Source organism: Hominiventricola aquisgranensis (assembly GCF_040096225.1).
Lineage (GTDB): Bacteria > Bacillota > Clostridia > Lachnospirales > Lachnospiraceae > Hominiventricola > Hominiventricola aquisgranensis.
In genome coordinates this window covers 21,413-45,172 of sequence record NZ_JBBMFC010000008.1, presented here as the reverse complement: position 1 = coordinate 45,172, position 23,760 = coordinate 21,413, and the positions used below count along the sequence as shown (strand labels likewise).

Below are 23,760 nucleotides of genomic sequence, written 5' to 3'. Positions count from 1 at the left end.
CCCATAAGCGGCAGTTAAAATATTTTTTATATGATTCCGGAGACAAAATGGAGGACTGATCTATGAATTGGCTTGATAAGCTGGAGCGTAAATTTGGAAAATATGCAATTCACAATTTGATGTATTATATTATTATACTGTATATTCTGGGACTGGTGATCCAGATGGTAAATCCCTCTCTTTATACACAGTGGCTGGGACTTGATGCTGAGGCGATTTTGCATGGACAGATCTGGAGAATCGTGACCTTTATTATTCAGCCGCCAAATGCCAGTTTTTTGTTTATGGCATTTGCACTGTATTTTTATTATATGGTCGGTCAGGCACTGGAATATATGTGGGGAGCATTCCGATTTAATCTTTATTTCTTTTCAGGAGTGCTGCTGCATGTGATCGCCTGCCTGGTGATTTATTTGATTTTTGGAATTAATTTTTCCATGGGTACGTTTTATCTGAACTTATCTCTGTTTTTTGTGTATGCGTATCTGTTCCCAGATGCAACATTTCTGCTGTTTTTTATTTTTCCGATCAAGGCAAAATGGCTGGGAATCATTGAAGGTATTTTCTATGGACTGACGATCATAGGAGGTTTGTCCGCACTGGTGAATCCATCGCTGATGTTTACCATGCTTGCCATGGGCATTCCGGCAATTCCTGCCAACAGCATTGCAGCGTTGATCTCACTTCTGAACTTTGCAATCTTTGTGATGGGCAGCAAGCGGAATCGATTTTCGCCGAAGGATATTAAACGCAGGAGAACTTATGCGAAAAAAGTGAAAGCGGCATCGCAGAGTACGCATCATCGCTGTGCTATCTGTGGACGGACCGAGAAGGATGGAGAGGATCTGGAGTTCCGTTTTTGTTCGAAATGCAAGGGCAATTATGAATACTGCCAGGAGCATCTGTTTACACATGAACACAGAAAATAGGAAACTTAATAATATATGAAGCGGTAAGGTGATAGATTCCACGTCTATCACCTTTTTTTCGTCTGTTACATAAGATAAATGGAAAACAAATAGAGAGGAATTGCTACATGGAGAATTATCAAAGGTATCAAAATGGATGCAGACCGTTTCTACAGGGTGAAGAGTATCCGGTGGCGATGGCTTATGTGCCTTGGCAGTACTGGAATGCTGTGTATGATCTGGAGAAAGGTCTGGCATATGGAACAATTTTTCCGGAATTAAATAAACCGTTTCTGGGAGTGAGAGGAGGCTTAAGATGATGGCACAGGGAACCCCGTCCAGACAGCAGATGCTTAAATGGGTGGATATGTTGAGCTTTGCGGTGCAGGAAGCCAATCTCTATCTGGATACACATCCGTCAGATCAGGCGGCACTGGCATATTTTCAGGAGTATAATCAGCTCAGATGCCAGGCACTGAATGATTATGCGGCGCTTTATGGACCGCTGACGATAGAGACTGCCAGAGGTGGAAGAGGAAAATGGGAGTGGGTCAATCGGCCATGGCCATGGGAAGGAGAGGATTGTTAAATGTGGAATTATGAAAAGAGATTGCAATATCCGGTAAATATTAAAAATCCCAATCCGAAGATGGCACAGCTGATCATCTCACAGTTCGGTGGTCCCGATGGTTGGACGGGCGTTTGCAACTGGTTAGAAAATGCTATAATCGTTGAAGTTTTATTCAGTCAGTGTTATATTAGAGACATCTGAATAACTTACAGGAGGATAGAGGCTTAAGATGAATATAATTATTGCTGGCTGCGGTAAAGTGGGGCGTGCACTGGCAGAGCAGCTTAGCAGGGAAAAACATGATATTACGGTGATCGATCGGAAGCCGGAAGCTATTCAGCAGATCACAAATATTGCAGATGTGCGTGGAGTTGTGGGGAATGGTGCCAGCTTTGAAATTCAGATGGATGCTGGCATTGATACGGCAGATCTGATGATTGCAGTGACAGATGCGGATGAGGTGAACCTTCTGTGTTGTCTGATTGCAAAAAAAGCAGGAGGATGTCAGACGATTGCCCGTGTGCGCAATCCGGTTTATCATCATGAGATTCATCACATTAAGGATGAGTTAGGACTTTCTATGGTCATCAATCCGGAGTGGGCAGCTGCCATGGAGATGGCGCGTCTTCTTAGATTTCCATCTGCCATTGATATTGATACCTTTGCAAATGGACGGATCGAGTTATTGAGATTCCAGCTGGAAGAGCAGAATCCACTTTGCAACAACAAGATCAAGGATCTTCATATGTTGTCCAGATGTGAAGTGCTGATCTGCATTGTAGAGCGTGGAAATGAGGTCCTGATTCCAAGTGGAGAAGTGGAACTGAAGGCAGGAGACATGATTTCAGTGGTAGCTTCGCCGGTCAATGCCAGCCGGTTCTTTAAGACCATCGGAATTGAGACTAATCAGGTGAAAAATACCATGATCATTGGAGGCGGAAAGATTTCATTCTATCTGGCAAAGCGTCTGCTGGAGATGGGAATTCAGGTTAAGATCATAGAAAAGGACAGAGATGCTTGCGAGCGACTGTGTGAGATACTGCCCAAAGCTATGATCATCAATGGAGATGGAACTGACAGGGAGCTTCTGGCAGAAGAAGGACTTGCAAAAGCAGAAGGATTTGCCGCACTGACCAATATGGATGAGGAAAATGTCATGCTGGCGCTGTATGCCAAGAGTATGAGCAAGGCGAAGAAAATCACGAAAGTCAATCGAAATACGTTTGATACGATCATTGGTTCCTTGAATATTGGAAGTCTGATCTATCCAAAGCACATCACATCAGAAACGATCCTTCAGTATGTACGGGCTATGCAGAACTCTATCGGAAGTAATGTGGAGACACTGTACCGTCTGGTAGATGGAAATGCAGAGGCATTGGAGTTCATGATCAAGGGAAAGAGCGAAGTGACTGATATTCCGTTGCAGGAGCTTCAGCTGAAACCGCATATTCTGGTATGTGCGATCAACCGAAAGGGAAAGATCATTATCCCAAAAGGTCAGGACTGCATTCAGGAAGGAGATTCTGTGGTCATCATTACCAAAGACTGTGGAGCTTATAAGGACATTCGAGATATTATGAAGAAAACATCCGGCCCGGTCGGAACACGTTAGATAAGGTGGTACATGTACAATGAATAAGAAAATGATTCGTTATATTGTGGGTAGTATCATCATGCTGGAAGCGGCACTTTTGCTGCTTCCGATTCTGACAGCGATCGTATATGGAGAGTGGAATACGCTGCGTGTATTTGCAGGATCAGCCTTGTTCTGTATTGTGGCTGGTGCGCTTCTGCGAGGTAAAAAACCTGAAAATACGACCATTTTTTCAGTAGAAGGTTATGTGAGTGTTGCTCTTTGCTGGGTGGCACTTAGTATCTGCGGAGCGATCCCGTTGTGCGTCAGCGGGGTACTGCAGAATCCATTTGATGCATTTTTTGAGATTGTATCTGGATTTACTACCACAGGATCATCTGTAATGCAGAGTGTGGAGGGTGCGCCAAGAGCGATTCTTATGTGGAGAAGCTTTTCTCACTGGGTTGGTGGTATGGGAGTACTAGTATTTATGCTGGCACTTCTTCCTATGGCAGGACCCTCCAGTATGCATCTGATGAAGGCAGAGAGCCCTGGTCCATCTGTAGGAAAACTGGTTCCGAAGGTCAGAAGTACGGCTAAAATACTGTATCAGATTTATTTTGTGCTGACAGTTGCAATGCTTGTGTGCATGATTTTAACTGGCTGTCCGCTGTTTGATTCTATCAACTTAACATTTGCAACAGCAGGAACCGGTGGTTTTGGCGTGCTTGACAGCAGTGCCGCAGAGTATGGCGCGGCAACCCAGTGGGTCATGACCATTTTTATGATTCTGTTTGGCGTAAACTTTAATGTCTATTTCCTGTTTTACGTGAAGCGGTTCAAAGAGGGAATGAAAAGTGAGGAAGCTCGCGCATATCTTGGGATTATTGCGTCTGCAGTCCTGTTGATCTCTGTGAATATCTTTTATATGGTAAGAAATCTGGAGCTGACGGTTCGTCAGGCAGCTTTCCAGGTGGCGTCGATCATCACGACTACGGGATTTTCAAGTGTGGACTTTGACCTGTGGCCGGAATTTTCCAAAGGCATTCTGGTTCTGCTTATGTTTTGCGGAGCCTGCGCAGGAAGTACCGGCGGTGGTATGAAAGTGTCGAGACTCTGTATTATGGCAAAAACAGTTATGAAAGAGTTGGCATTTATCATTCATCCGAGAAATGTCCGCAAGACGCGGTTCGAAGGAAAGACAGTGGAGCATGAGGTGCTTCGCTCCATCAATGTATTTCTGGTGGCTTATCTGGGGATCTTCGTTCTGTCTGTAATGCTGATCTCGCTGGATAACTTTGATTTTGCAACCAATTTTACAGCAGTAGCTGCAACGCTTAACAACATTGGACCTGGACTTGCAAAAGTCGGACCAACACAGAATTTTGGTATCTATTCCAATTTTTCAAAGCTGGTTCTGGCCTTTGATATGCTGGCAGGGCGTCTGGAAATCTTCCCGATGCTTGTTCCTGTGATATATTTGTTAAGAAAAAAACAACTAAGCTGAAAATAATTAAAGAAAAAGTCTTCATGCAAACACTGGAGATAACAAGAATCTGCGAAGACCGGACTATTAAAAAGGTCCGGTCTTGTCTTGTCTGAACATTATTTGCAAATTATGATTTTTTCTTCGTACGCATCAACAATGTCTGTGTTTGAAGGAACATTTCGCAGGAAATAATAGGTGGGTGTGTGCCAACAACACAGGTCATATGATCAGCAACATGAAATCGGTCAGATGATAAAGAGGAGGAAGCAGTGTGGTGCTCCAGATGACGGCGCATTTGCCCGGTGTAGACAGGGTTGCCGAGAATGTAGCGGACGCCGCGGCCGTCAAAAGGATTTTCACGGATTGTTCGTACACCGGCTGTCTGTAATTCTTTGGCAATAGAAGGAATGGAAATGCCGTTTAGGTAGGAATCAAAGATCCGGCGAACCCAACATGCCTGTTCCGGCACGATTATGAATTGTCCATCTCTGGCAGTGTAGCCGAAAGGCGGGATGGAGACAATACCTCCCCGGCGGAATTTTTCATTCATGCCACGGCGGACTTCCTGAGCCAGATTGACGGAATAGTATTCATCCATAGCTTCCAGCAGTGCTTCAATCAGAATTGAAGTAGGATCAGGAGAGAGCGGTTCTGTGATGGAGATCACATCAATACCACATTCCCGCCGAAGCATGGATTTATAGAAGATGCTGTCCTGCCGATTTCTTGCAAATCTGGAAAATTTCCACAGGAGAATCAGGTCAAAAGGATGTGGCTTTCTTTTGGCATCAGCGATCATCTGTAAAAAAGCCGGACGTTTGCTTGTATTTCGTCCGCTGATTCCTTCGTCCAGATAGATGTGGGCAGGGAGTAGTTCAATGTGATGATTCAGAGCATATGCCTGAATACTCCGGAGCTGGCTGTCCGGGGAAAATTCCATCTGATCTTCAGTAGAGACGCGGATATAAGCAGCTGCAGTTGGCATAGAGAATCAAACCTCATAATGGTGGGAGTTACAGACATTGTATGAAACACAGGCATGTCATATGATCGTCCTGCCGTTGGGTGGTCCCGATGGCGAATTGAGTGCCAGTATGCGATATCTGTCGCAGAGATATACGATGCCTTATAAAGAGTGTATGGCGACACTTACGGATATCGGAACGGAGGAATGTGCACACAGACGGTAGAGATGATGAAATTCCCTGGAAAATCAATGAATTTTAGAGGTTGGTCACGCAGGGGTGACACGCGGATAGATCTTCAGTGAGAAGTTATCCGGGTGACCCCAGCGGCCGTTCTCAGATTTTGAATATTCAACGTGATCGATGACTTCCTTCAGAAGCCGGTTCTTCAGCTCTGCGCTGGTAAGCTTCGGATAGGTATCGTGGATCGTCTGCAGCGTAGGAAGCAGGTTCTTCACTGCTTCGTTGCGTTCTGTCTCGGTCTGCAGTTCAGTCTGTAGATCCTTCAGTCTGGAAGTCAGATCGGACTTCCTTTTCTTCATAATAGCAGATCTCTCGAAAAAAGTCACCTCATCATAGATCCCTTTTTCCAAAAGATCATATTGTTTCTGGAGCTGCCGGTCTGCCTCTGACAGATCTTCGCTGCAGGAGCTGACTGCCTGACGGAGCAGGTCCAGCCGGTCACTGTTGTCCGGAAGGTGATCAGGATCCGGAAGAGTTCCGGAGACCAGCCATTGATCCAGTGCATCCAGGAGCCGTTGCTCAACCATGGACAGGTCAGATGCCACGGTACTGCAGCCTTTGGTCGGACAGATCAGGGTGGCTGTCCTGCCAGACTGATAAGGACGGCGCTGCATGATCCTGCCGCATTGGGAGCAGCAGACAAGACCAGCCAGTGGATTCTGCTGTGGTTTCACGCGGCTGCTGGAGGATGGAAGCACACGCTTTAACATCCGGTTGTGGACCGCATCCCAGGTCTCCTGGGAGATGATCGATTCATGGCGGCCGGGATACAGTGTGTAGTCGTTATTCAACGGACGGCTGCGGGTGAGCTTTCCGTCTACGATCTTCTTGACTTCTTTCCGATATCCTGATTTTATGTATCCGGCATAGACCGGATTCCGAAGGATCCCCTGGATCCCATTGGGTGTCCAGCGTGTACCGGAAGGGGAGGAGATGGAGAGGCGGTTCAGCTCATCAGAGATGGCTGTGTAGCCAACCGGGATGCCCTGCATGCCATTCCGATACCAGTCAAAGATCATGCGGACAACCTGTGCCTGATCAGGAATGATCTCCAAGGTCCAGCCTTTTTCCTTCTTCAGCTTCTTCCGGGCATATCCGTAGGGTGGGACATTGCCGGTGTACTTCCCTTCCCGGCGGGAGGCATCGGATCCGGCAACCAGACGGCGGCGGATGGTCTTATATTCCCGGCGGGACATGAATAAACCAAACTCAAAGTATTCCTCATCAAATTCGTTATTCGGGTCGTAGGTCTTGGAAGGAGTGATGATCAACGTGTTGGAAAACTTGAAGGTCTTGGCCACACGTCCCTGATCAGAAGTATCACCTCTGGCCAGACGCTCTACTTCAACGACCAGGACACCATCATAGATACCGGTCTCCACATCACGGAGCAGCTCCTGCATCTGAGGCCGGGCGTCAATGGATTCTCCGGAGACCACTTCTGCATAGACCTTGACCACATTCAGCTCCATGCGCTTTGCCAGGGCTTTCAGGATGTCCAGATGGCGGGAGAGGGTCTCGCCTTCGCCCATGGCTTCCGCATCCAGATCCTTCCGGGACTTCCGCAAGTAGATAGCATAAGTGCCGGATCCGTAAGTATAAGATAGATCTTCGTACATAATATCATCCTCCAGTACAGTGTATGATTTGCGACGTCGCAAATCGCAAAAAGGGTATAAAAATAACAGCCAGCGGGGAACAGGAGTTCCGCTTGCGATAGCTGTCCGAGGATGATACAATATTTTTTGTGATTGTCGAGGTCACAAGTGTATATCCTCGGATATGCGGCCGGTCCGGTGTTGGCGCATCGGGCCGGTTTTATGTTTGACATTTTTAAAGTATTTGCTATAATATACTTAACAGGACAGCCGGAAGGTAGGTGCAGGCTACCCGTCCCGGCGAAACAATTTTACAAGTTATAAAAAATAGTCGTCTGTCTCGCCAAAGTCAGGACGGCTATTTTTTATGGATATAAGTCAGTATCGCAACAATTAACATCGCAATGGATACGATGAGTTGTAATTCCTCATATGTACTCATATGGCACCACCTCCGACAGGCTCGGAACGGGGTGCAGCACGTCCTCCGGCTGCCCGGTTAAGCATATTATATTGTCATAAAACAAAATAGACTTCGTATTTCTACGAAGCCTATAATGGTTTGTGCCCGCAAGGGGCTTTGTCTTAATTTTGTGCTCGCAAGGAGCTTTGTTCATTCACCATTATATGAGAGTGTAACAAAAATGTCAACACAATACGTATAAATACTTTAATTTCCAAGATATAAATTTTTTATTCTATTATCTATTATATCAAGTGTTTGAGAACTTACACAGATGTCGCTCAATGCATCCACTGTCCGCTTCGGCTTGATAATTCGTATCTTACTGATGGTAGTTATTTGGGAAATCAACGCAATGCTTCCTTCTTTCATAGAGTCGATTTCTTCTTGAACCTTGTCCGCTTCAGATGAATCTATTCTTACCGAAAGTTTTATTGTTTCCTGATCATCAGAAAGTTCAGCTGACACTTCTTTTATGCATTCACTAAATTTTTGAAGATATTTTTGGTGTAGCTTTTCGTAAATTTCGTTTCCTAAATCAAGAGTATATCGGTTAAACTTTGTAGTTTCTTTTTTTGATGAAAGAGGGAGAATCAACAACGTATCAGAATAAACACTGTTCTGTTTATCAAGAACAATTGCGTAATGTGGTCCGCCTTCTTCACATCCTATTTTATAACCTAAATTGACTTTTACGATTTCTCCTCGCTTATAACGTTTCAAAAATTGTGGTTTGAAGGTTTCTTCCTGCTTTATAAAACGTGTGTATTCGGAAAGCCAGGAAGAAAGTAGATAGCCACGTTTGGTGTCAGAATATTTTTCCAACATTTCTGAAATGTCTTCAATGGCACGTTCTTTAGTACCTAAAAAGTGTTTTTGCAAGATATCCTCCTTTATCTGCAAGTAACTTACATTGTATTAACATTAGTTTGTAAAATTTTCTTGCATTTCAGCAATTCTTCCGAGTATCCAGTCATCCTTGCCAGTTGCCCGATCGTCAGATCCGGATTCTCAACAATCTCCGTATCTGGTACCAGAAGCTCTATGGCAAAGGTATTGGCTTCGATTTCAAGAGGATGATACAATATTTTCTGTGATTGTCGAGGTCACAAGTGTATATCCTCGGATATGCAGCCGGTCCGGTGTTGGTAGCACTGGACCGGTTTTTATTTACTTAACTACGAAATATATTTTATCTTCTGTCCAGAAATTTGTTTCATATTCCAATTCAATGGATGAAGCATCTTTCGGGATTTCAAAATATACAGATCCTTTAGCTTTCTTTCCTGGAGCAACAGAACCGTCTAAACCATTTTCATCACCGATCCATGTCTGATCAACTTTATAATCGTCAGCATAACAGTTCCATCCAAGTATAGAAGATAAAGGCAGGTCTGAATTTCCGGTGTTCTCAAATTCAAATTCCATCTGATAGTATACATATCCATCTTTAGGCTGTAAGAACTCGTTTCCGGTATCATATTCCTGTGCGGATAAGAAAGTGATTCTACAGTCTTCAGCATCTACAATATCGCCAACAGTAAAGACATTATCCGGTTCTTCAGCACTTGGTTCTTCTACCGTAGTTTCATCAGTTGAAGTATTTTCATCTGGAGCTTCAGCGGACTCTTCTGTGGTTACTTCACCAGACTTTGTTGCGGTTTTATTTGAGTTTCCTCCAAATGCGATATTGAGGATAATAATAACAACAATGAGGATACCAATGACTTTCAGCATAGTCATTAGACAGCCACCTTTTTTCTTCTCTGATTTAGAAATTTTTGGTGTATCATAAATTTGAGAAGAAACAGTTGGTTCATTGCTGTCAACTTCAGTAACGATTGGTGCTCCGCAATGGGGGCAAGATGTTGCTTTGTCAGAAATTTCCTTTCCACATTCTGTACACTTAATCAATGCCATAACATAATCCTCCTTGGTTTTCAAGAATTATAAGAAACAAGTTCGTAGTTAATTACTTCCCATATCAGCCGAATCAGCAGAAGAAATTACTTCTCCAGAATCAGCGTTTACATAGTCTACATGAATATTATCTACGGTTGTTCCATCGAAAATGTGGTATAAGCCACCAAACATATAAAAGCTCATAACTGCAAATGACTCTGACATATCAGGTTCAGTATTTTTGGTAGTAACAGTGAATTCGGTGAAATCTGAATTGGCTGTCACAGACGTGATATTGGGATAATCTCCTGATCCTACCATTTCATTAAGAGAGTCATTAATGCTTGTAGCAATATCATCCATCAATTTTCTATGCTGCTTTTTGGTCATAACATATGTTGCGCTACCATCATCATTCAGAGTAGCTTTACAGCCAATTTCAGCTACTTCTGCATCTAATTCTTCCTGCGTTGTAGAAGATACATAATCAGCGGGAATGGTTATGGTTACATCAAATAAGTTGTCATCAACTTCGATATCTCCAAGTGAATCTAATTCTGAAGATGCTTCATTTTCTTCAGAACTGTCTTCATTGAAAGTCTCTTCGGATTCAGCAGTATCCTCGGTGACATCTTCCTGTTCTTTAGTCTGATTGGACGTGGTCTGTGCTTCAGATGAACCGCATCCGGAAAGAACGAGAGCGGTTGCCATAAATATGGCGAGAGCTTTCTTTTTCATAACACGTTTCCTCCTTAGTATTCAGTTTTCAGCATTTACAGGCAAATATATTTATAATAACCCTTGCGGGATATTACCATTTTTATCCACAATACGTGGATTCATATTACACAAATTTCTCCAGCACTGCCAGTGATGGTTCAAATACGATCAGATATCCGTCCAGCTCCACGGATGTTCCGTATTTGTTGCGGTAGCAGGCGAGTGCTTCATCCAGGAATTCCTCTGTGACGTCCAGATATTTCGCCAGATCGTACCGGTTCCGGCAGAGTGCCTTATATCCCTGGATGATACCGGAGAGCCCGATCAGCTTGTTGTAAGCCCACAGCCTGGCTTTCCTTTCCTGCTTCATGGCACCAGGATCGGACTGATCAAGGATGTTGCCGGCAGTCGTGTAATGGTGGCCCAGCTCTTCCGCCAGTACACAGGTCTTCTGGGTCTGTGTCAGTTTCTTTTCAATGGCAATATTGCCGTTATAGTACAGTCCCTTCAATCCGGAGACTTCTGAAAGATCCATTTCCTTCATATTCAGATCAGCATTCTGAATTTGTAATTCTTCGTAGTTCACAGAATCAATCCTTTGGTCTGGCTGCCAGCAGCAGCTTTTTGTATTCTTCAATTTTGGCCAGTTCGTCTGTTGTGAAGTTTTCTCCATCCTTATGAGCTGCGATAGTAGTGGCCTGATTTTTATATGAGGAATCAACGATCTTCCCCAGAGCGAGGCTTTCTGTGTCTATTCCAAGCTCTTTGGTTATTTTCATAACATTAGTAATATTTGAATTTGCAAAGCCTCGTTTCAAAATACTGTCGAGCGTAGTCCAGGGCATTTGTATTGTTTCACAGAATTTCTTTAAACTTCCATATCGTTCTATTATCATTTCTCGAATTTTCATTTCAGTTATTTCCATTGTAGTACCTCCTTGAGGAAAGAATACAATAAAAATATCGAAAAATCAAGATGTATTTGATGAAAAGAAAATAATAATCACGAAAAATCAATATTTAGTATTGACAACCTCGAAAATTCGAGTAAAATAAAACCATAAATCACGAAAATTCAAGAAAGGAAGTGAAAATAATGTACCACAATTTGGATGCAGAAATGGCGAGACGAAAAATTACAAGAGCCATGCTTGCAGAGAAAATTGGAAAAACAGCGACGACGTTGTCATTAAAGTTGAATGGAAAAGCCCCCTTAACATTATCGGAGTGTATAGAAATTAAAAATGCAGTAAATCCGGAATGTACGGTGGATTATCTTTTCGCTACAGAGGAGCAGAAGGAGTAGGAGGAGAGAGAAAAATGGAAGCATTTCAGAATTTGAAGATCATGCCTGATGGAAGGATTCTTTTGGATAACCGGGAGATCCGGAACGTGAAGGGATTTGAGTTAAAAAGCTCTGCAGAAGGTCCCGCAGAGCTCACTATAAAACTGGATGTTGAGGTTCGCTCAGTTGGTGCTGAGCCTGAGTATGTACGGTTGCCATATACTAGACGATATGCGCGCCGTCAGCAGCTTCATACAGATCCACGGCAGCCGAAAGTGTCCGGACAGCACACGGATCAGCATGACGGCGGTGAAGATAGCTTACAAGAGTGTCCTTGTCCGATGAATTCGGAAAATTCGGATCTTTGAGTATATCTTTTGCAAGGTCACCAAGATTCGTGTCTGTTTCAACAAATGCACGGATCCATTCCTTGAAGGTTGGGTCAACAACTGACATGATTGAGCTCCTTTCTTTTGTACTCGGCTCTGGCGGGAGCCTGTAAGGAGAGGATAGCACAACTAAATAACAGAAGCAAATGGCATCTACCAAGGTGCCGCAAGGATCTGTAGTTCAGTAGGTAGAGCACCTGACTCTTAATCAGGGTGTCCCGGGTTCGAATCCCGGCAGGTCCACTAGGGTATAGCTGCAGATGCCCGTATAAGAGAAATCATCATTCGAATATTTAGCTGCAGCAGTCGCGGGATTGGTTTCATAGGGGTATGGAGCGTCCAATCCCGCCACTAAGAAAGATGTACAACCGGTTTTACATATGATGTAACAAGTCAACAGGTCACATGAAAGGAGAGGCTTATGCAGAAAGAATTTATGATCGGCCACACCCACATTATCATGGATGATTCGTGCTGTGTTCCGCCGGAAGAGCGGGCGAAGATCATGCAGCGTGTGTCCAACACCCTGTATCAGGGCTTGCTTCTGGAGGAAGAAAAGAGAAAAAAGGATGAAAGTGCTTAAGAGATTAACAGAATTTATCACATTTATAGCATCGCTGTGCTACCTGTCCGGGATTGATGCGCAGCTGTGGCAGGCGGTACCCGGACTGCTTCTGCTTATCCTCTTTGTAGTGGAACTGGCAACTTTAGAGGATGATGAACAGGAGGACGAATGCGAAGAGTGGTAGGAACTATTGTTTTAATTTTACTGATGTGGTGCTTCGGTCTGGCGTTGATCGTACAGGCCGAGCACAGCCGGCAGGATGACTGGACAGAATATATTGAACTGATCTGCCTGGATTCCAAGATCTGCCCGGAGCTGGTGGAGGCTGTAATTGAGCGGGAATCTGGATGGGATCCGACTGCAGTCAATGGTGACTGTGTAGGTCTCATGCAGGTGGATCAGATCATCCACTGGCGGAGAGCCCAGGAGCTTAACTGTCTGGATCTGATGGATCCATACGACAATATCAGGGTCGGGGTCAGTATCTTGGAAGATCTGGCAGAACGATACGAGGATCCGGCAGCAGCACTTATGTTTTATAACGCCGGGTACTCAGACAAGCTCGGGATCCGGGCATATGAAAATGGTGTGATCAGCAGCTATGCCAACGAGATTCTGGAGCGGGCTGCTGAGCTGGAAAGATTACATGGGAAGTGAGGTATGGGAAATGAACTTGAAGATGATCAACAGAGAGGCAGCGCTGGATGCCATCGAGGATGGTAAAGATGTCTATATTATCCGTCCGGTATCGCTGGACAGTGCAGTGCTGCTGCGGGATCTGCTAAAGCTTGAGCTTGCAATCGAGGAGCCAGAGATCTGCAGGGGCACCGATGCTCCGGAACCGCCGAAAGAGGCGGGGGGGGGGTAAAACCTCTGCCAGGAAGAAACTGGACTGGGGAAAGATAGCAGCCCTGGACAAGGCTGGCTGGAGTGCCGAGCAGATCGCAGATGAGATGGGCGCGACAGTTGGAACGATTTATGTGGGTCTGTCAAAGAGGCGGAAAGGAGCGGAGAATGGGAAAACTGAGACCGGAAAGACCGACACTGGCACAGAAGAAGGCAATCAGTAGAGCTGGGCTATTACCAGATAACTGGATGGTCCTGGATGACGGATCGGTATCGATGGTGATCCTGAGCCGGAAGTCCGGCCAGAGAAGAGTGATTTCAAAATAAGGAGGAAAAATAAATGATTCATGTAGATTTCAAAGATTTTCAGGACATGCTGTCCTTTGCAAGACAGCTTTTAGGACAGGTGGAAGGTGAGAAGGCAATGCAGCCTCAGAGACAGCCAGCTATGCAGCAGGCCCCGGTGGTGCCGACACAGCCTGCAGCACCAGTGGCACCGACCCAGCCAACTACGCCTATGACGTCCGTTCAACCTACGGATCCAGTCATTCCGACACAGCCTGCAGTGCCAACTGCACCTGCTCAGTCTATAACACCGGTTGCTCCGACACAGGCTACAGTACCGACCACATCCGTTACATACACGCCGGATGATCTGGCAAGAGCCGCATTTGCCCTTATGGATTCTGGCAGACAGCAGGAGCTGATCGGACTGCTGCAGCAGTTTGGCGTCAACGCAATCCCGGAATTGAAGCCGGAGCAGTTCGGGGCATTTGCGACTGCCTTAAGAGGAATGGGGGCTCAGATCTGATGGGACATGCCGAGAGAAAGCATTCGATCTTAAGTCCGTCCGGAGCACATCGGTGGCTTTACTGCACGCCGAGTGCCCTGCTTGAGCAGCAGTTCCCAGATACAGGATCGGAAGCGGCAATGGAAGGGACTCTGGCCCATGAGTTAGCAGAGATGAAGCTTAGAAACTATGTCAATACTGTAGACTTTGGAAAGACCAAGTTCACCAGGGCTGTGAACAAGCTGAAGAAAGATCCGTTGTGGAAGGATGAGATGCTGGGGCATACAGAGGACTATCTGGACTATGTGAAGAATCTGGCGTTGAGCGCCCCGTCTCTTCCAACAGTAATCATCGAAAAGAGGGTGGATTTAAGTGCCTGGATACCGAGTCTTCCGGATACAGATCCGGCAAGTGGAACCGCAGACTGCATCCTGATCGGAAACGGACAACTTCATGTCATTGACTTCAAGTATGGCAAAGGTGTTGAGGTTTCCGCAGAAGGAAACCCACAGTTGTCGCTGTATGCGTTAGGGGCATATGAAACCTATAAGTTTTTGTATCGGATTGAGAGAATCCATCTTCATATTGTCCAGCCGAGGATAAATAACTTCTCAAGCTGGGACTGCAGTCTGGAAGAACTTCTGGAGTTTGGCAAGTATGTCCAGAAGAAAGCAGAGTTGGCAATCAAGGGAGAAGGGGATTTCCGGCCGGGAGAGAACACCTGCAGATTCTGCAGGGCAAAGGGACGCTGCAGGGCACGTGCCGACAGGAACGTGGAGCTGGCATTTGCAGTCGGGAAGAAGCCACCTCTGATCACGAATGCCGAGATGGGTGAGTACCTGGAAAAAGGAGCCGATGTAGAGAAGTGGCTCAGTGATCTGAAAGAACTCGCTCTGAAGGAGTGTCTGGCTGGGAAGGATGTCCCAGGTTGGAAAGCTGTGGAAGGCAGGGGCACACGCTCCTGGACGGATCAGGACAAGGCATTCGAGGTGGTCAAAGATGCAGGTATCGATGAGACCATGCTGTATGTGAAGAGCCCGCTCAGCCTGGCAAAGGTTGAGGAACTGATGGGCAAGAAAGCATTTGCAGCAAGTGTAGGTGATTATGTGATCAAGAGTCCCGGAAAGCCCACTCTTGTAAAGACATCCGATAAGCGGGAAGCCATTACCAATAAAGTAACAGCAAAAGAAGTATTCAAGGAGGAAACGAATAATGAATGAAGTAACAAGCGTAACGACTGGGGAAGTGAGAATGAGCTATGTGCATCTGTTTAAGCCGTATGCGTACCAGGCGGGACAGGAAGAAAAGTATCAGGTGACGATCTTGGTTCCGAAGACTGACACTGACACCATGGGACGGATCAATGCTGCGATCGAGGCCGCCAAGCAGAAAGGCATTTCCGGAAAGTGGAACGGTGTGTGTCCGCCGATCGTGCCGACGCCGGTGTATGACGGGGACGGAGTCAGACCTTCCGATGGAATGGCATACGGTCCGGAGTGTAAAGGACACTGGGTGCTTACAGCCAGTACTAAGCAGGATTATCCCCCCGAAGTAGTAGATAAAGCAGGTAATCCAATTATTAACCAGTCAGAAGTATACAGCGGCATGTATGGTCGTGTAAATATGACCTTCTTCCCATATACGTTCGGTGGAAAGAAAGGTGTTGGTTGTGGACTCGGTCCGGTGCAGAAGCTCAGAGACGGGGAAGCACTTGGCGGAAGCATGCCGACTGCGGCTCAGGTCTTCGGAGCACCGCAGCCGGTACAGAGTCAGATGGCGGGATATGGTCAGCAGCCAACGTACAGTCAGCCGCAGATCAATCCGATCACGGGAATACCGTATTAGGAAGAAGAGACGGGAGGAGCCTTCGGGCTCCTTTAACCGCAGAGAGGGGAAAGAACGATGAAGCACATCAGCATTGATATTGAGACTAAGAGCAGTATCGATATTGGGAAGGCAGGGCTGTACAAATATGCACAGTCTGGGGATTTTGAAGTCCTTCTGTTTGCCTATAGTGCGGACGGCGCACCAGTACAGATCGTGGATCTGGCCTGTGGGGAACAGATCCCGGATGCGATCATAACTGCCTTAAATGATAAAGTTGTGGTCAAGCATGCTTACAATGCTGCATTCGAGTGGTACTGCCTGAACCAGGCAGGATATACGACAGGGCTGGATCAGTGGAGATGTACCATGGCGCATGGGCTGTACTGTGGGTATCCTGCAGGACTGGATGCTGTCGGCAAGGCGATCGGGCTTCCGCAGGATAAGCAGAAGATGGCAGTCGGCAAAGCCCTGATCAGATACTTCTGTGTGCCGTGTAAGCCGACCAGGACTAATGGCGGACGGACATGGAACCTTCCGAAGCATGATGAGGACAAGTGGGATCTGTTCAAGGAATACTGCAAGCAGGATGTGGTGACAGAGCAGGAGATCCTGCGGCGTCTGGATCAGTTCCCGATGCCGGAAGCAGAGGAGTATCAGTGGCGGCTCTGTGTTCAGATGAATGCTTATGGTGTGAAGGTGGATTCCGCTTTGATCGATGGCGCTTTGTATATCGATCAGATCAGTACCGGGCGTCTGACGGAAGAAGCCATCGCTTTGACTGGCCTTGAAAACCCCAATAGTGCAGCACAGCTTTTGACGTGGCTCCAGGACAATGGGACATCTGCAGATAATCTGCAGAAAGCCACTGTATCAGATCTGCTGGCAGGGGAGCTGCCAGAGACAGTACGGAGGGTCCTGGAGATACGTCAGCAGCTGGGAAAGACATCGATCAAGAAGTATGTGGCAATGGACACGGCAAAATGCTCGGATGAGCGTGTCAGAGGGCTTACCCAGTATTATGGGGCTAACCGGACCGGCAGATGGGCGGGACGCATGGTGCAGATGCAGAACCTTCTACGTAATTATCTGAAGACCCTGGACAATGCCAGGGAGGTCGTAAAAAAGAAAAACTATGAAGGGCTGAGGCTGCTGTATGGCAATGTACCGGACACCTTGTCGCAGCTCATACGTACTGCGTTCATCCCATCAGAAGGACACAAGTTTGTGGTAGCGGATTTCTCTGCCATCGAGGCGCGTGTGATCGCCTGGCTGGCGGGTGAGCAGTGGGTGAATGAAGTATTTGCCACGCACGGGAAGATCTACGAGGCAACAGCCTCCCAGATGTTCGGAGTACCGGTTGAGAAGATCAAAAAAGGGAATCCGGAGTATGCACTCCGGCAGAAAGGCAAGGTCGCGACCCTTGCCCTTGGATATCAGGGTGGCACTTCCGCTCTGATCGCCATGGGAGCACTAAACATGGGACTGACAGAGGAAGAGCTCCCGGACATCGTGCAGAGATGGCGCAGTGCCAATCCACGGATCAGGGATCTTTGGTACTCCGTGGAGAATGCAGCGGTGACTGCCATGCAGACGGCGCAACCACAGGGCATCCGCGGGCTGATATTCAGTGTTGAAGGAGATCTGCTTTACGGACAGGTGTTCCTGACGGTGACACTGCCGAGTGGTCGGAAGCTTTACTATCCGAAGCCATTTCTGAACGAGAACCAGTTTGGAAAGATGGCGCTGCATTACTATGCAGTCGGCCAGCAGACGAAGAAGTGGGGCGTGGAGTCCACATACGGTGGAAAGATGACGGAGAATATCGTCCAGGCAATCGCCAGAGACTGCCTGGCTGTTACATTATCAAGGATCGACCACAAGGGGCTGCAGGTAGTGTTCCATGTGCATGATGAGGTGATCATCGATGCCCCGATAGAGACGACCGTGGATGAGATCTGTGACCTGATGGCGGAACCGATCTCTTGGGCACCAGGGCTGATCCTGAAAGGTGCAGGATTTGAAGGCAGCTATTATATGAAGGACTAGGAGGAAGGCAGTATGCAGAACAATAGAGAGATCCGTATCAGTACGGGAGGAAGCCGGAAAGCTATGAGTTGGCCGGTGTGTGTGCTGATGTGGTCTGAATTTGTGGAGAAGCTTAAGACCCCGCAGAGGGGTAGCGAGACCCTGGAGCAGTATCTTGCACTTCCGAAGTCACAGCAGGATGAGCTGAAGGATGTCGGCGGATTTGTCGGAGGAACCCTTGCAGGGAACAGGAGAAAGGCAGCTAACGTGGAAGGGCGTGACCTGGTCACGCTGGACCTTGATAATATCCCTGCGGGAAAGACGGATGAGATCCTGAAGCGTGTGGGCGGTCTTGGCTGTGCTTCTGCCGTGTACAGCACCAGGAAGCATGCGGACTACGCACCCAGGCTCCGTGTGATCATACCCCTGGACCGGACGGTAATTGCAGATGAATATGAACCTGCAGCACGGAAGCTGGCATCCCTGATCGGCATGGAGTATTGTGACCCGACGACCTTTGAAGCATCCCGGATGATGTACTGGGCAAGCTGCTGCAGTGACAGCAGATATGTGTTTGAGGTATTTGATCATCCGTTCTGCAATGCAGATGGACTGCTGGCAATGTACGGAGACTGGCAGGATGTGGCGCAGTGGCCGAGAGTTCCTGTAGAGGATGCCATCGAAAGGCGCCGGGTCGCAAGGCAGGAGGATCCGACGGCTAAGAGGGGTGTGATCGGAGCATTCTGCCGCACGTATTCCATTACCCAGGCAATGGATAAGTTTATCCCAGGCATGTACGAGGAGACATCGATCCCGGGAAGATACACCTATACAGGTGGATCCACGACTGGAGGAGCTGTCGTGTATGATGGAGATCTGTTCCTTTATTCCCACCATGCGACAGATCCGTGCTCCTGCCAGCTTGTGAATGCCTTCGACCTGATCCGGCTGCACTTATATGGAGACCGGGACAACGAAGCCAAGGAAGGAACCCCGGTGAACAAGCTGCCGTCCTTTGTGGCCATGAGCCATCTGGCTATGGATGATAAGGCGGTATCGGACCTGGTAGCAAAAGAACGGTTCGAGAAAGCGAAGGATGCGTTCAGGGATCCTGTGCAACAGCCAACAGGAGATAGCACAGAGTATGACCTGTCCTGGCTCAGTCAGCTTACCAAGGACGGGAATGGACGCTTTGAGAAGACCATCAACAATGTGGTGCTGATCCTGGAGAACGACCCGATTCTGAAGGGCAAGATCGCCACGGATGAGTTCTCCAATGCGGGTATGGTCCTTGGACATCTGCCATGGGACAAGCGGGAGGAAAAGCGCCGCTGGACGGAAGTAGACGATGCGGGGTTCTATCGGTACATAGAAGCATTCTACGGGATCACGGGACGGGAGAAGCTGGATAATGCACTCCTGCTGGTGAGTGCACAGAATAAGATCAATGATGTGAAGGAATATCTGCAGGGGCTGAAATGGGACGGTGTGAAGCGCGTGGATACGCTTCTGTCCCGGTACCTTGGTGCGGAGGATACAGCCTATACAAGGGCTGTGATGCGGAAATCCCTGTGTGCTGCAGTCGGAAGGGCTGTCATCGGTGCCGTCAAGTATGATTATATGCCGATCTTCACGGGACCGCAGGGAATTGGAAAGAGTACCTTCCTTGCAATAATCGGAAAAGAGTGGTTCTCGGATTCTCTGACAACTTTCGAGGGCAAGGAGGCAGCGGAGCTGATCCAGGGCACATGGATCAATGAGATCGGTGAGCTGTCGGCATTCACGAAGCAGGAAACACAGGTGATCAAGCAGTTCCTCAGCAAGACCAATGATATTTACAGGGCTGCTTATGGCCGTAGGACGGAGAAATACCCTCGTAGGTGTGTGTTCTTCGGTACCAGTAACGACAGCGAGTTCTTGAAGGACGTGACGGGTAACCGCCGGTTCTGGCCGGTGGATGTGGGCGTACATCCGGCGCAGAGATCCGTATGGAGAGATCTTCCTGAAGAGGTGGATCAGATCTGGGCGGAGGCATATGCTTATTGGGCGATGGGAGAGCCACTGTATCTGTCAAAGGACGTAGAAGCCCTGGCCGTGGAGCAGCAGAACGCTCATAGGGAATCCTCCGGAAAAGAGGGATTGATCATCGAATTCCTGGAAAAAAAGATCCCCCAGAATTGGGATCAGTTGTCCCTGCAGGAGCGCAGGATGTTCTGGAACGGGAATCTGAAGTGTGAAGGGGAGCTTGTACAGCGCGAAAAAGTCTGTGCGATGGAGATCTGGACGGAGTGCCTGAATGGGGATACGAAGTATTTCAAGCGATCGGACAGTACGGAGATCAACAACATTTTGACCGGGCTGGGTGGATGGGAGAGGAATAAATCGAAACGACGGTTTGGTCCATATGGCATTCTGGCAGGATTTGAGCGTTGCCAAAAGGTATAGAAAATATCGGCAACAGAAAGGCAACATGGCAAAATGCCCCGTTGCCGGATGTTTCCAGAAAAATGGCATTGGCAACAGGTTTCAGAAACGTGAAAAACATTGAAAAATCAATCTTTTATTATAAATGTTGCCTATGTTGCCATTATTTCTAATAGAGTGAAAAAATAAATAGATTAGGTAATTAGGTGTATTACCTAGCGCACCTAATACAGGGTGTATATACGCGTACGTGAGGAGAGAAACGGCAGTGAGGGAAAAAGATATCGAGAAAATTTTAATGGATGGTGTGAAGGGCACAGGCGGCCGGGCATATAAATGGGTCAGCCCGGGAAACAATGGGGTGCCGGACCGAATCGTGTTTCTACCAGGAGGCAGGATCATTTTTGCAGAGCTGAAGACAGACACGGGAACACTGAGCAGCCTGCAGAGAGTCCAGATCAAAAGACTCAGGGAACTTGGCCAGACGGTGGAAGTCGTGAAAGGAATAAGCGGTGTGATCCAGTTCTTCGAGGACTATGGATATCTGGGTGCGGCATCCCGGATCCGGACGAAATATGAGCCGATGGGAGGCGAACAGGATGATATTTAAGCCACATGCATATCAGCAGCACTGCATCGATCAGATCATCCGGGTGAAGAAGATCGGGCTGTTCCTGGACATGGGTCTTGGAAAGACGATCACGACACTGACGGCCATCAAGGAGCTGAAGTATTACCGCTTCCTTGTCCGGAAGGTCTTGGTGATCGCGCCGAAGAAGGTAGCTGAGGGAACCTGGACGAGAGAAAAGGACAAGTGGGAGCACACAAAGATGCTGCGGGTGTCCCCAGTACTGGGAAGCCAGACGAAAAGGGTCAGGGCACTGAACACTCCGGCGGACATCTACATCATCAACCGGGAGAATGTGGTGTGGCTGGTAGATTATTACAAGAATGACTGGCCGTTCGACATGGTGGTCGTGGATGAGTCCAGTAGTTTTAAGAGCCATAAGGCAAAACGCTTTAAAGCCCTGGCGAGTATGGGGAGTCACATTGACCGGATGGTGGAGCTGACGGGTACACCGTCACCGAACGGACTGGATGACTTATGGGCGCAGATCTTCCTGCTGGATGGCGGCGAGCGTCTGGGAAAGAGATATACCCAGTTCCGGGAGAGATACTTCCAGCCGGACAAGCGCGGAGCTGACGGCATGGTGTACAGCTACGAAGCCAAGCCAGGGACTGATCAGGCGATCCTGAACCGGATATCTGATATCTGCATCAGCATGAAGGCAGAGGATTATCTGCAACTTCCAGACATCACCTATCACGAGGTTCCGGTGGTACTTGACCCGAAAGCCCTGAAAGCATACCAGGAACTGGAGAGGGAAATGGTGCTTCAGATCCCGGAAGACGAGGAAGAGATCAGCGTGACCAGTGCTGCAGCACTCAGCAACAAACTTCTGCAGCTTGCAAATGGGGCACTGTATGACGATGACAGACAGGTACATGAGATCCATAACTGCAAGATCGAGGCATTCCTGGAACTGATCGAATCCCTACAGGGGAAACCGGCACTGGTCTTTTATAACTACAAGCATGACAGGGAACGGATCCTGAAGGCACTGGAAGGGACAAAGCTTCGGATCAGGGAGTTGAAGACCCCACAGGATGAAGATGACTGGAACAACCGTAAGATCGATATTCTTCTGACACATCCGGCCAGCAGTGCTTATGGCCTGAACCTGCAGCAGGGAGGAAACCATGTGATCTGGTTCGGCCTGACCTGGAACTATGAGTTATACACCCAGGCAAACAAGCGTCTCCACCGGCAGGGACAGATGGAAAAGGTGATCATCCACCATCTGGTCTGCAAGGGTACCCGGGATGAGGACGTTATGTATGCTTTGGAGCAGAAGGATGATGTACAGAACTGGGTGATGGAGAGCCTGAAAGCCAGAATCCGGGCGATCAAGGAGGGGAAAGCATGAAAGTAAAGATTAAAACACCAAACGGTTTCATGACCGTGGATCTGGCGGAGTTCCTGCCGGCATCCAAAGCAAAAGTCAGGAAGCTGTTCCGGCTGATGGAACAGGGAATTGATGCAGCAACAAAGAAGAGCGTGAGGGAATACCTCTCCAGACTTAAGAAGACCGATAGGCTGGATCTGATAACGGCGATGGAGAAGGAATGGGAAAAGAGGCTTATGGACATCGATATGGAACTCGAGCGCCTGAATGATGAAAAGATACAGCTGAAGAGAGATCTGGCAAAGGCAAAGAAGCGTATGAGAGCAGAGCAGCTGATCCAGGCCAGTGCAGATGAATGGATCCGGGAGTTCTGTTACTATGCCGGGTATGTGGAGGATACAGATGTCACGGAATAAAGAAGAGCAGGCACGAATGGAGGGCATGGCGCAGGCCCTCCGGATTGCCAAGGCAAAAGGCATCGATGGACTTGAAGCAGATCTGAAGATGCGGAACATCACTGGTCTTCCATGTGCCGTCAGCAGAGCAGCCATGGACGAGTGTATTATGAATATCAAATACAACGTAATCGATACGTTTACAATCCTGGTAGCATATACACTTCATGAAAAATTCGGATTCGGCAAGACCAGGCTGAACCGGTTTATCCATGATTTTAACTTTCAGGCAGAATGCTTGGATGAAGATTACTGCACTTGGGAAGATCAGATCGAGATCCTGAGACAGGAATGTGGGCTTGATCTGAGTATCAGAAAAAATGACAAGGATGTGAGGGTGAGATAATGACAGAAAGAGAGTATGATGCAATCCAATATGACTTGAGCAAATTGTTGAAGAAAGTAAGGCGCGGATATAGTAGAGCCTATGGCAAACGTGAGGAGGCATATGAGGAAGGGGTACTGGCATGTAAGAGCGCTATTTCAAGATATAACCCTAATCCGAAACATAGAGAGGTATGTACGCAGGCGAAACAGTTCTGGATCCCAATTACAGAACGGCTTCCGGAAACGGGTGATTATATTTTGATCTCATTTGACAATTTTTCCCTACCAGATATCGGGAGATATGAAGTTGGTGAGGATGGCGGCGGGGCATTTTATCCGGGTGATGAGGACGTAAGCTATGCATCGGTAGGGGTAGTTGTGAATGCCTGGATGCCTTTGCCGAAACCATACAGACAGTAACAATA

Annotated in this window: 30 protein-coding genes, 1 tRNA gene and 2 pseudogenes; 24 read left to right on the top strand and 9 right to left on the bottom strand. The window is 47.6% G+C overall.

Going from position 1 to position 23,760, the window contains the following annotated elements; genetic code table 11:
• The first annotated feature begins 62 nt into the window (after positions 1-62).
• The 6 genes and pseudogenes from WMO62_RS05985 to WMO62_RS05960 all read left to right on the top strand — a co-directional run bounded on the left by WMO62_RS05985 (position 63) and on the right by WMO62_RS05960 (position 4,562).
• Positions 63-929: a rhomboid family intramembrane serine protease gene (locus WMO62_RS05985; protein WP_349144117.1), complete on the top strand. Its 867-nt coding sequence runs from the start codon at positions 63-65 to the stop codon at positions 927-929.
• A 107-nt stretch (positions 930-1,036) separates the two neighbouring features.
• Complete coding sequence (locus tag WMO62_RS05980) at positions 1,037-1,228, top strand: spore coat associated protein CotJA (protein ID WP_117497798.1); 192 nt, start codon at positions 1,037-1,039, stop codon at positions 1,226-1,228.
• Positions 1,225-1,497 (top strand): spore coat protein CotJB, encoded by a 273-nt coding sequence (locus WMO62_RS05975; protein WP_118439957.1) that lies wholly within the window; start codon positions 1,225-1,227, stop codon positions 1,495-1,497. The genes WMO62_RS05980 and WMO62_RS05975 overlap by 4 nt, the downstream gene beginning before the upstream one ends.
• Positions 1,498-1,599, top strand: a pseudogene (locus tag WMO62_RS05970) (manganese catalase family protein); the annotation flags it as partial.
• Between the two features lie 109 nt (positions 1,600-1,708).
• The gene (gene trkA, locus WMO62_RS05965) at positions 1,709-3,094 is read left to right on the top strand and encodes a Trk system potassium transporter TrkA (RefSeq protein ID WP_349144116.1); all 1,386 of its coding nucleotides are present in this window, start codon (positions 1,709-1,711) and stop codon (positions 3,092-3,094) included.
• Positions 3,095-3,113: 19 nt separating this feature from the next.
• Entirely contained in the window at positions 3,114-4,562 is a 1,449-nt protein-coding gene (locus WMO62_RS05960; protein ID WP_349144115.1) for a TrkH family potassium uptake protein, read from the top strand.
• A gap of 109 nt (positions 4,563-4,671) precedes the next feature.
• Here WMO62_RS05960 and WMO62_RS05955 read toward each other — a convergent pair whose 3' ends face one another.
• A complete protein-coding gene (locus WMO62_RS05955; protein ID WP_349144114.1) occupies positions 4,672-5,529 on the bottom strand; it encodes a recombinase family protein in 858 nt (285 codons plus the stop codon).
• Between the two features lie 73 nt (positions 5,530-5,602).
• On the opposite strand from WMO62_RS05955, the pseudogene WMO62_RS05950 reads away from it, so the two are divergent.
• A pseudogene (locus WMO62_RS05950) lies at positions 5,603-5,725 on the top strand (manganese catalase family protein); the annotation flags it as partial.
• A 53-nt stretch (positions 5,726-5,778) separates the two neighbouring features.
• Here WMO62_RS05950 and WMO62_RS05945 read toward each other — a convergent pair.
• The 7 genes from WMO62_RS05945 to WMO62_RS05920 all read right to left on the bottom strand — a co-directional run bounded on the left by WMO62_RS05945 (position 5,779) and on the right by WMO62_RS05920 (position 11,361).
• A complete protein-coding gene (locus tag WMO62_RS05945; protein WP_349144113.1) occupies positions 5,779-7,371 on the bottom strand; it encodes a recombinase family protein in 1,593 nt (530 codons plus the stop codon).
• A gap of 337 nt (positions 7,372-7,708) precedes the next feature.
• On the bottom strand, positions 7,709-7,792 hold the full coding sequence (locus tag WMO62_RS15855) for a putative holin-like toxin (protein ID WP_353963419.1): 84 nt from the start codon (positions 7,790-7,792) through the stop codon (positions 7,709-7,711).
• Between the two features lie 228 nt (positions 7,793-8,020).
• Entirely contained in the window at positions 8,021-8,695 is a 675-nt protein-coding gene (locus WMO62_RS05940; protein WP_349144112.1) for a type II toxin-antitoxin system PemK/MazF family toxin, read from the bottom strand.
• Between the two features lie 288 nt (positions 8,696-8,983).
• The gene (locus tag WMO62_RS05935; RefSeq protein WP_349144111.1) at positions 8,984-9,733 is read right to left on the bottom strand and encodes a DUF4352 domain-containing protein; all 750 of its coding nucleotides are present in this window, start codon (positions 9,731-9,733) and stop codon (positions 8,984-8,986) included.
• Between the two features lie 48 nt (positions 9,734-9,781).
• Entirely contained in the window at positions 9,782-10,453 is a 672-nt protein-coding gene (locus tag WMO62_RS05930; protein WP_349144110.1) for a hypothetical protein, read from the bottom strand.
• Positions 10,454-10,559: 106 nt separating this feature from the next.
• Entirely contained in the window at positions 10,560-11,021 is a 462-nt protein-coding gene (locus WMO62_RS05925; RefSeq protein WP_349144109.1) for an ImmA/IrrE family metallo-endopeptidase, read from the bottom strand.
• 4 nt (positions 11,022-11,025) lie between these two features.
• Positions 11,026-11,361 carry a hypothetical protein gene (locus WMO62_RS05920; RefSeq protein WP_349144108.1) on the bottom strand — a complete coding sequence of 112 codons (336 nt, stop codon included), beginning with the start codon at positions 11,359-11,361 and terminating at the stop codon, positions 11,026-11,028.
• 194 nt (positions 11,362-11,555) lie between these two features.
• Here WMO62_RS05920 and WMO62_RS05915 point away from each other — a divergent pair, with 194 nt between their 5' ends.
• Positions 11,556-11,741, top strand: coding sequence for a hypothetical protein (locus WMO62_RS05915; protein WP_349144106.1), 186 nt, complete (start codon positions 11,556-11,558; stop codon positions 11,739-11,741).
• A 201-nt stretch (positions 11,742-11,942) separates the two neighbouring features.
• On the opposite strand, the gene WMO62_RS05910 is transcribed toward WMO62_RS05915, so the two are convergent.
• The gene (locus tag WMO62_RS05910; RefSeq protein WP_349144105.1) at positions 11,943-12,176 is read right to left on the bottom strand and encodes a YozE family protein; all 234 of its coding nucleotides are present in this window, start codon (positions 12,174-12,176) and stop codon (positions 11,943-11,945) included.
• Between the two features lie 103 nt (positions 12,177-12,279).
• On the opposite strand from WMO62_RS05910, the gene WMO62_RS05905 reads away from it, so the two are divergent.
• The 16 genes from WMO62_RS05905 (at position 12,280) to WMO62_RS05830 (ending at position 23,755) form a co-directional block, all read left to right on the top strand.
• Positions 12,280-12,352 (top strand) — tRNA-Lys (locus WMO62_RS05905).
• 178 nt (positions 12,353-12,530) lie between these two features.
• Complete coding sequence (locus WMO62_RS05900; protein WP_178757109.1) at positions 12,531-12,692, top strand: hypothetical protein; 162 nt, start codon at positions 12,531-12,533, stop codon at positions 12,690-12,692.
• Positions 12,679-12,858 (top strand): hypothetical protein, encoded by a 180-nt coding sequence (locus WMO62_RS05895; protein ID WP_349144104.1) that lies wholly within the window; start codon positions 12,679-12,681, stop codon positions 12,856-12,858. The genes WMO62_RS05900 and WMO62_RS05895 overlap by 14 nt, the downstream gene beginning before the upstream one ends.
• Complete coding sequence (locus WMO62_RS05890) at positions 12,843-13,331, top strand: lytic transglycosylase domain-containing protein (RefSeq protein WP_349144103.1); 489 nt, start codon at positions 12,843-12,845, stop codon at positions 13,329-13,331. Before WMO62_RS05895 ends, WMO62_RS05890 begins: the two co-directional genes overlap by 16 nt.
• Before the next feature lie 10 nt (positions 13,332-13,341).
• Positions 13,342-13,542, top strand: coding sequence for a hypothetical protein (locus tag WMO62_RS05885; RefSeq protein ID WP_349144102.1), 201 nt, complete (start codon positions 13,342-13,344; stop codon positions 13,540-13,542).
• A gap of 146 nt (positions 13,543-13,688) precedes the next feature.
• Entirely contained in the window at positions 13,689-13,847 is a 159-nt protein-coding gene (locus WMO62_RS05880; RefSeq protein WP_349144101.1) for a DUF6906 family protein, read from the top strand.
• A 13-nt stretch (positions 13,848-13,860) separates the two neighbouring features.
• Positions 13,861-14,331 carry a hypothetical protein gene (locus WMO62_RS05875; protein ID WP_349144100.1) on the top strand — a complete coding sequence of 157 codons (471 nt, stop codon included), beginning with the start codon at positions 13,861-13,863 and terminating at the stop codon, positions 14,329-14,331.
• Entirely contained in the window at positions 14,331-15,530 is a 1,200-nt protein-coding gene (locus WMO62_RS05870) for a DUF2800 domain-containing protein (RefSeq protein ID WP_349144099.1), read from the top strand. Before WMO62_RS05875 ends, WMO62_RS05870 begins: the two co-directional genes overlap by 1 nt.
• Complete coding sequence (locus WMO62_RS05865; protein WP_349144098.1) at positions 15,523-16,155, top strand: DUF2815 family protein; 633 nt, start codon at positions 15,523-15,525, stop codon at positions 16,153-16,155. The genes WMO62_RS05870 and WMO62_RS05865 overlap by 8 nt, the downstream gene beginning before the upstream one ends.
• A 57-nt stretch (positions 16,156-16,212) precedes the next feature.
• Entirely contained in the window at positions 16,213-18,183 is a 1,971-nt protein-coding gene (locus WMO62_RS05860; RefSeq protein WP_349144097.1) for a DNA polymerase, read from the top strand.
• Between the two features lie 12 nt (positions 18,184-18,195).
• The gene (locus tag WMO62_RS05855; protein ID WP_349144096.1) at positions 18,196-20,607 is read left to right on the top strand and encodes a virulence-associated E family protein; all 2,412 of its coding nucleotides are present in this window, start codon (positions 18,196-18,198) and stop codon (positions 20,605-20,607) included.
• A 247-nt stretch (positions 20,608-20,854) separates the two neighbouring features.
• Positions 20,855-21,196: a PDDEXK family nuclease gene (locus WMO62_RS05850; protein WP_349144095.1), complete on the top strand. Its 342-nt coding sequence runs from the start codon at positions 20,855-20,857 to the stop codon at positions 21,194-21,196.
• Positions 21,186-22,574 carry a DEAD/DEAH box helicase gene (locus WMO62_RS05845; RefSeq protein ID WP_349144094.1) on the top strand — a complete coding sequence of 463 codons (1,389 nt, stop codon included), beginning with the start codon at positions 21,186-21,188 and terminating at the stop codon, positions 22,572-22,574. Before WMO62_RS05850 ends, WMO62_RS05845 begins: the two co-directional genes overlap by 11 nt.
• Positions 22,571-22,969, top strand: coding sequence for a hypothetical protein (locus tag WMO62_RS05840; protein WP_349144093.1), 399 nt, complete (start codon positions 22,571-22,573; stop codon positions 22,967-22,969). The genes WMO62_RS05845 and WMO62_RS05840 overlap by 4 nt, the downstream gene beginning before the upstream one ends.
• Entirely contained in the window at positions 22,956-23,354 is a 399-nt protein-coding gene (locus WMO62_RS05835) for a hypothetical protein (RefSeq protein ID WP_349144092.1), read from the top strand. Before WMO62_RS05840 ends, WMO62_RS05835 begins: the two co-directional genes overlap by 14 nt.
• The gene (locus WMO62_RS05830; RefSeq protein WP_349144091.1) at positions 23,354-23,755 is read left to right on the top strand and encodes a DUF551 domain-containing protein; all 402 of its coding nucleotides are present in this window, start codon (positions 23,354-23,356) and stop codon (positions 23,753-23,755) included. The genes WMO62_RS05835 and WMO62_RS05830 overlap by 1 nt, the downstream gene beginning before the upstream one ends.
• Positions 23,756-23,760: the final 5 nt, after the last annotated feature.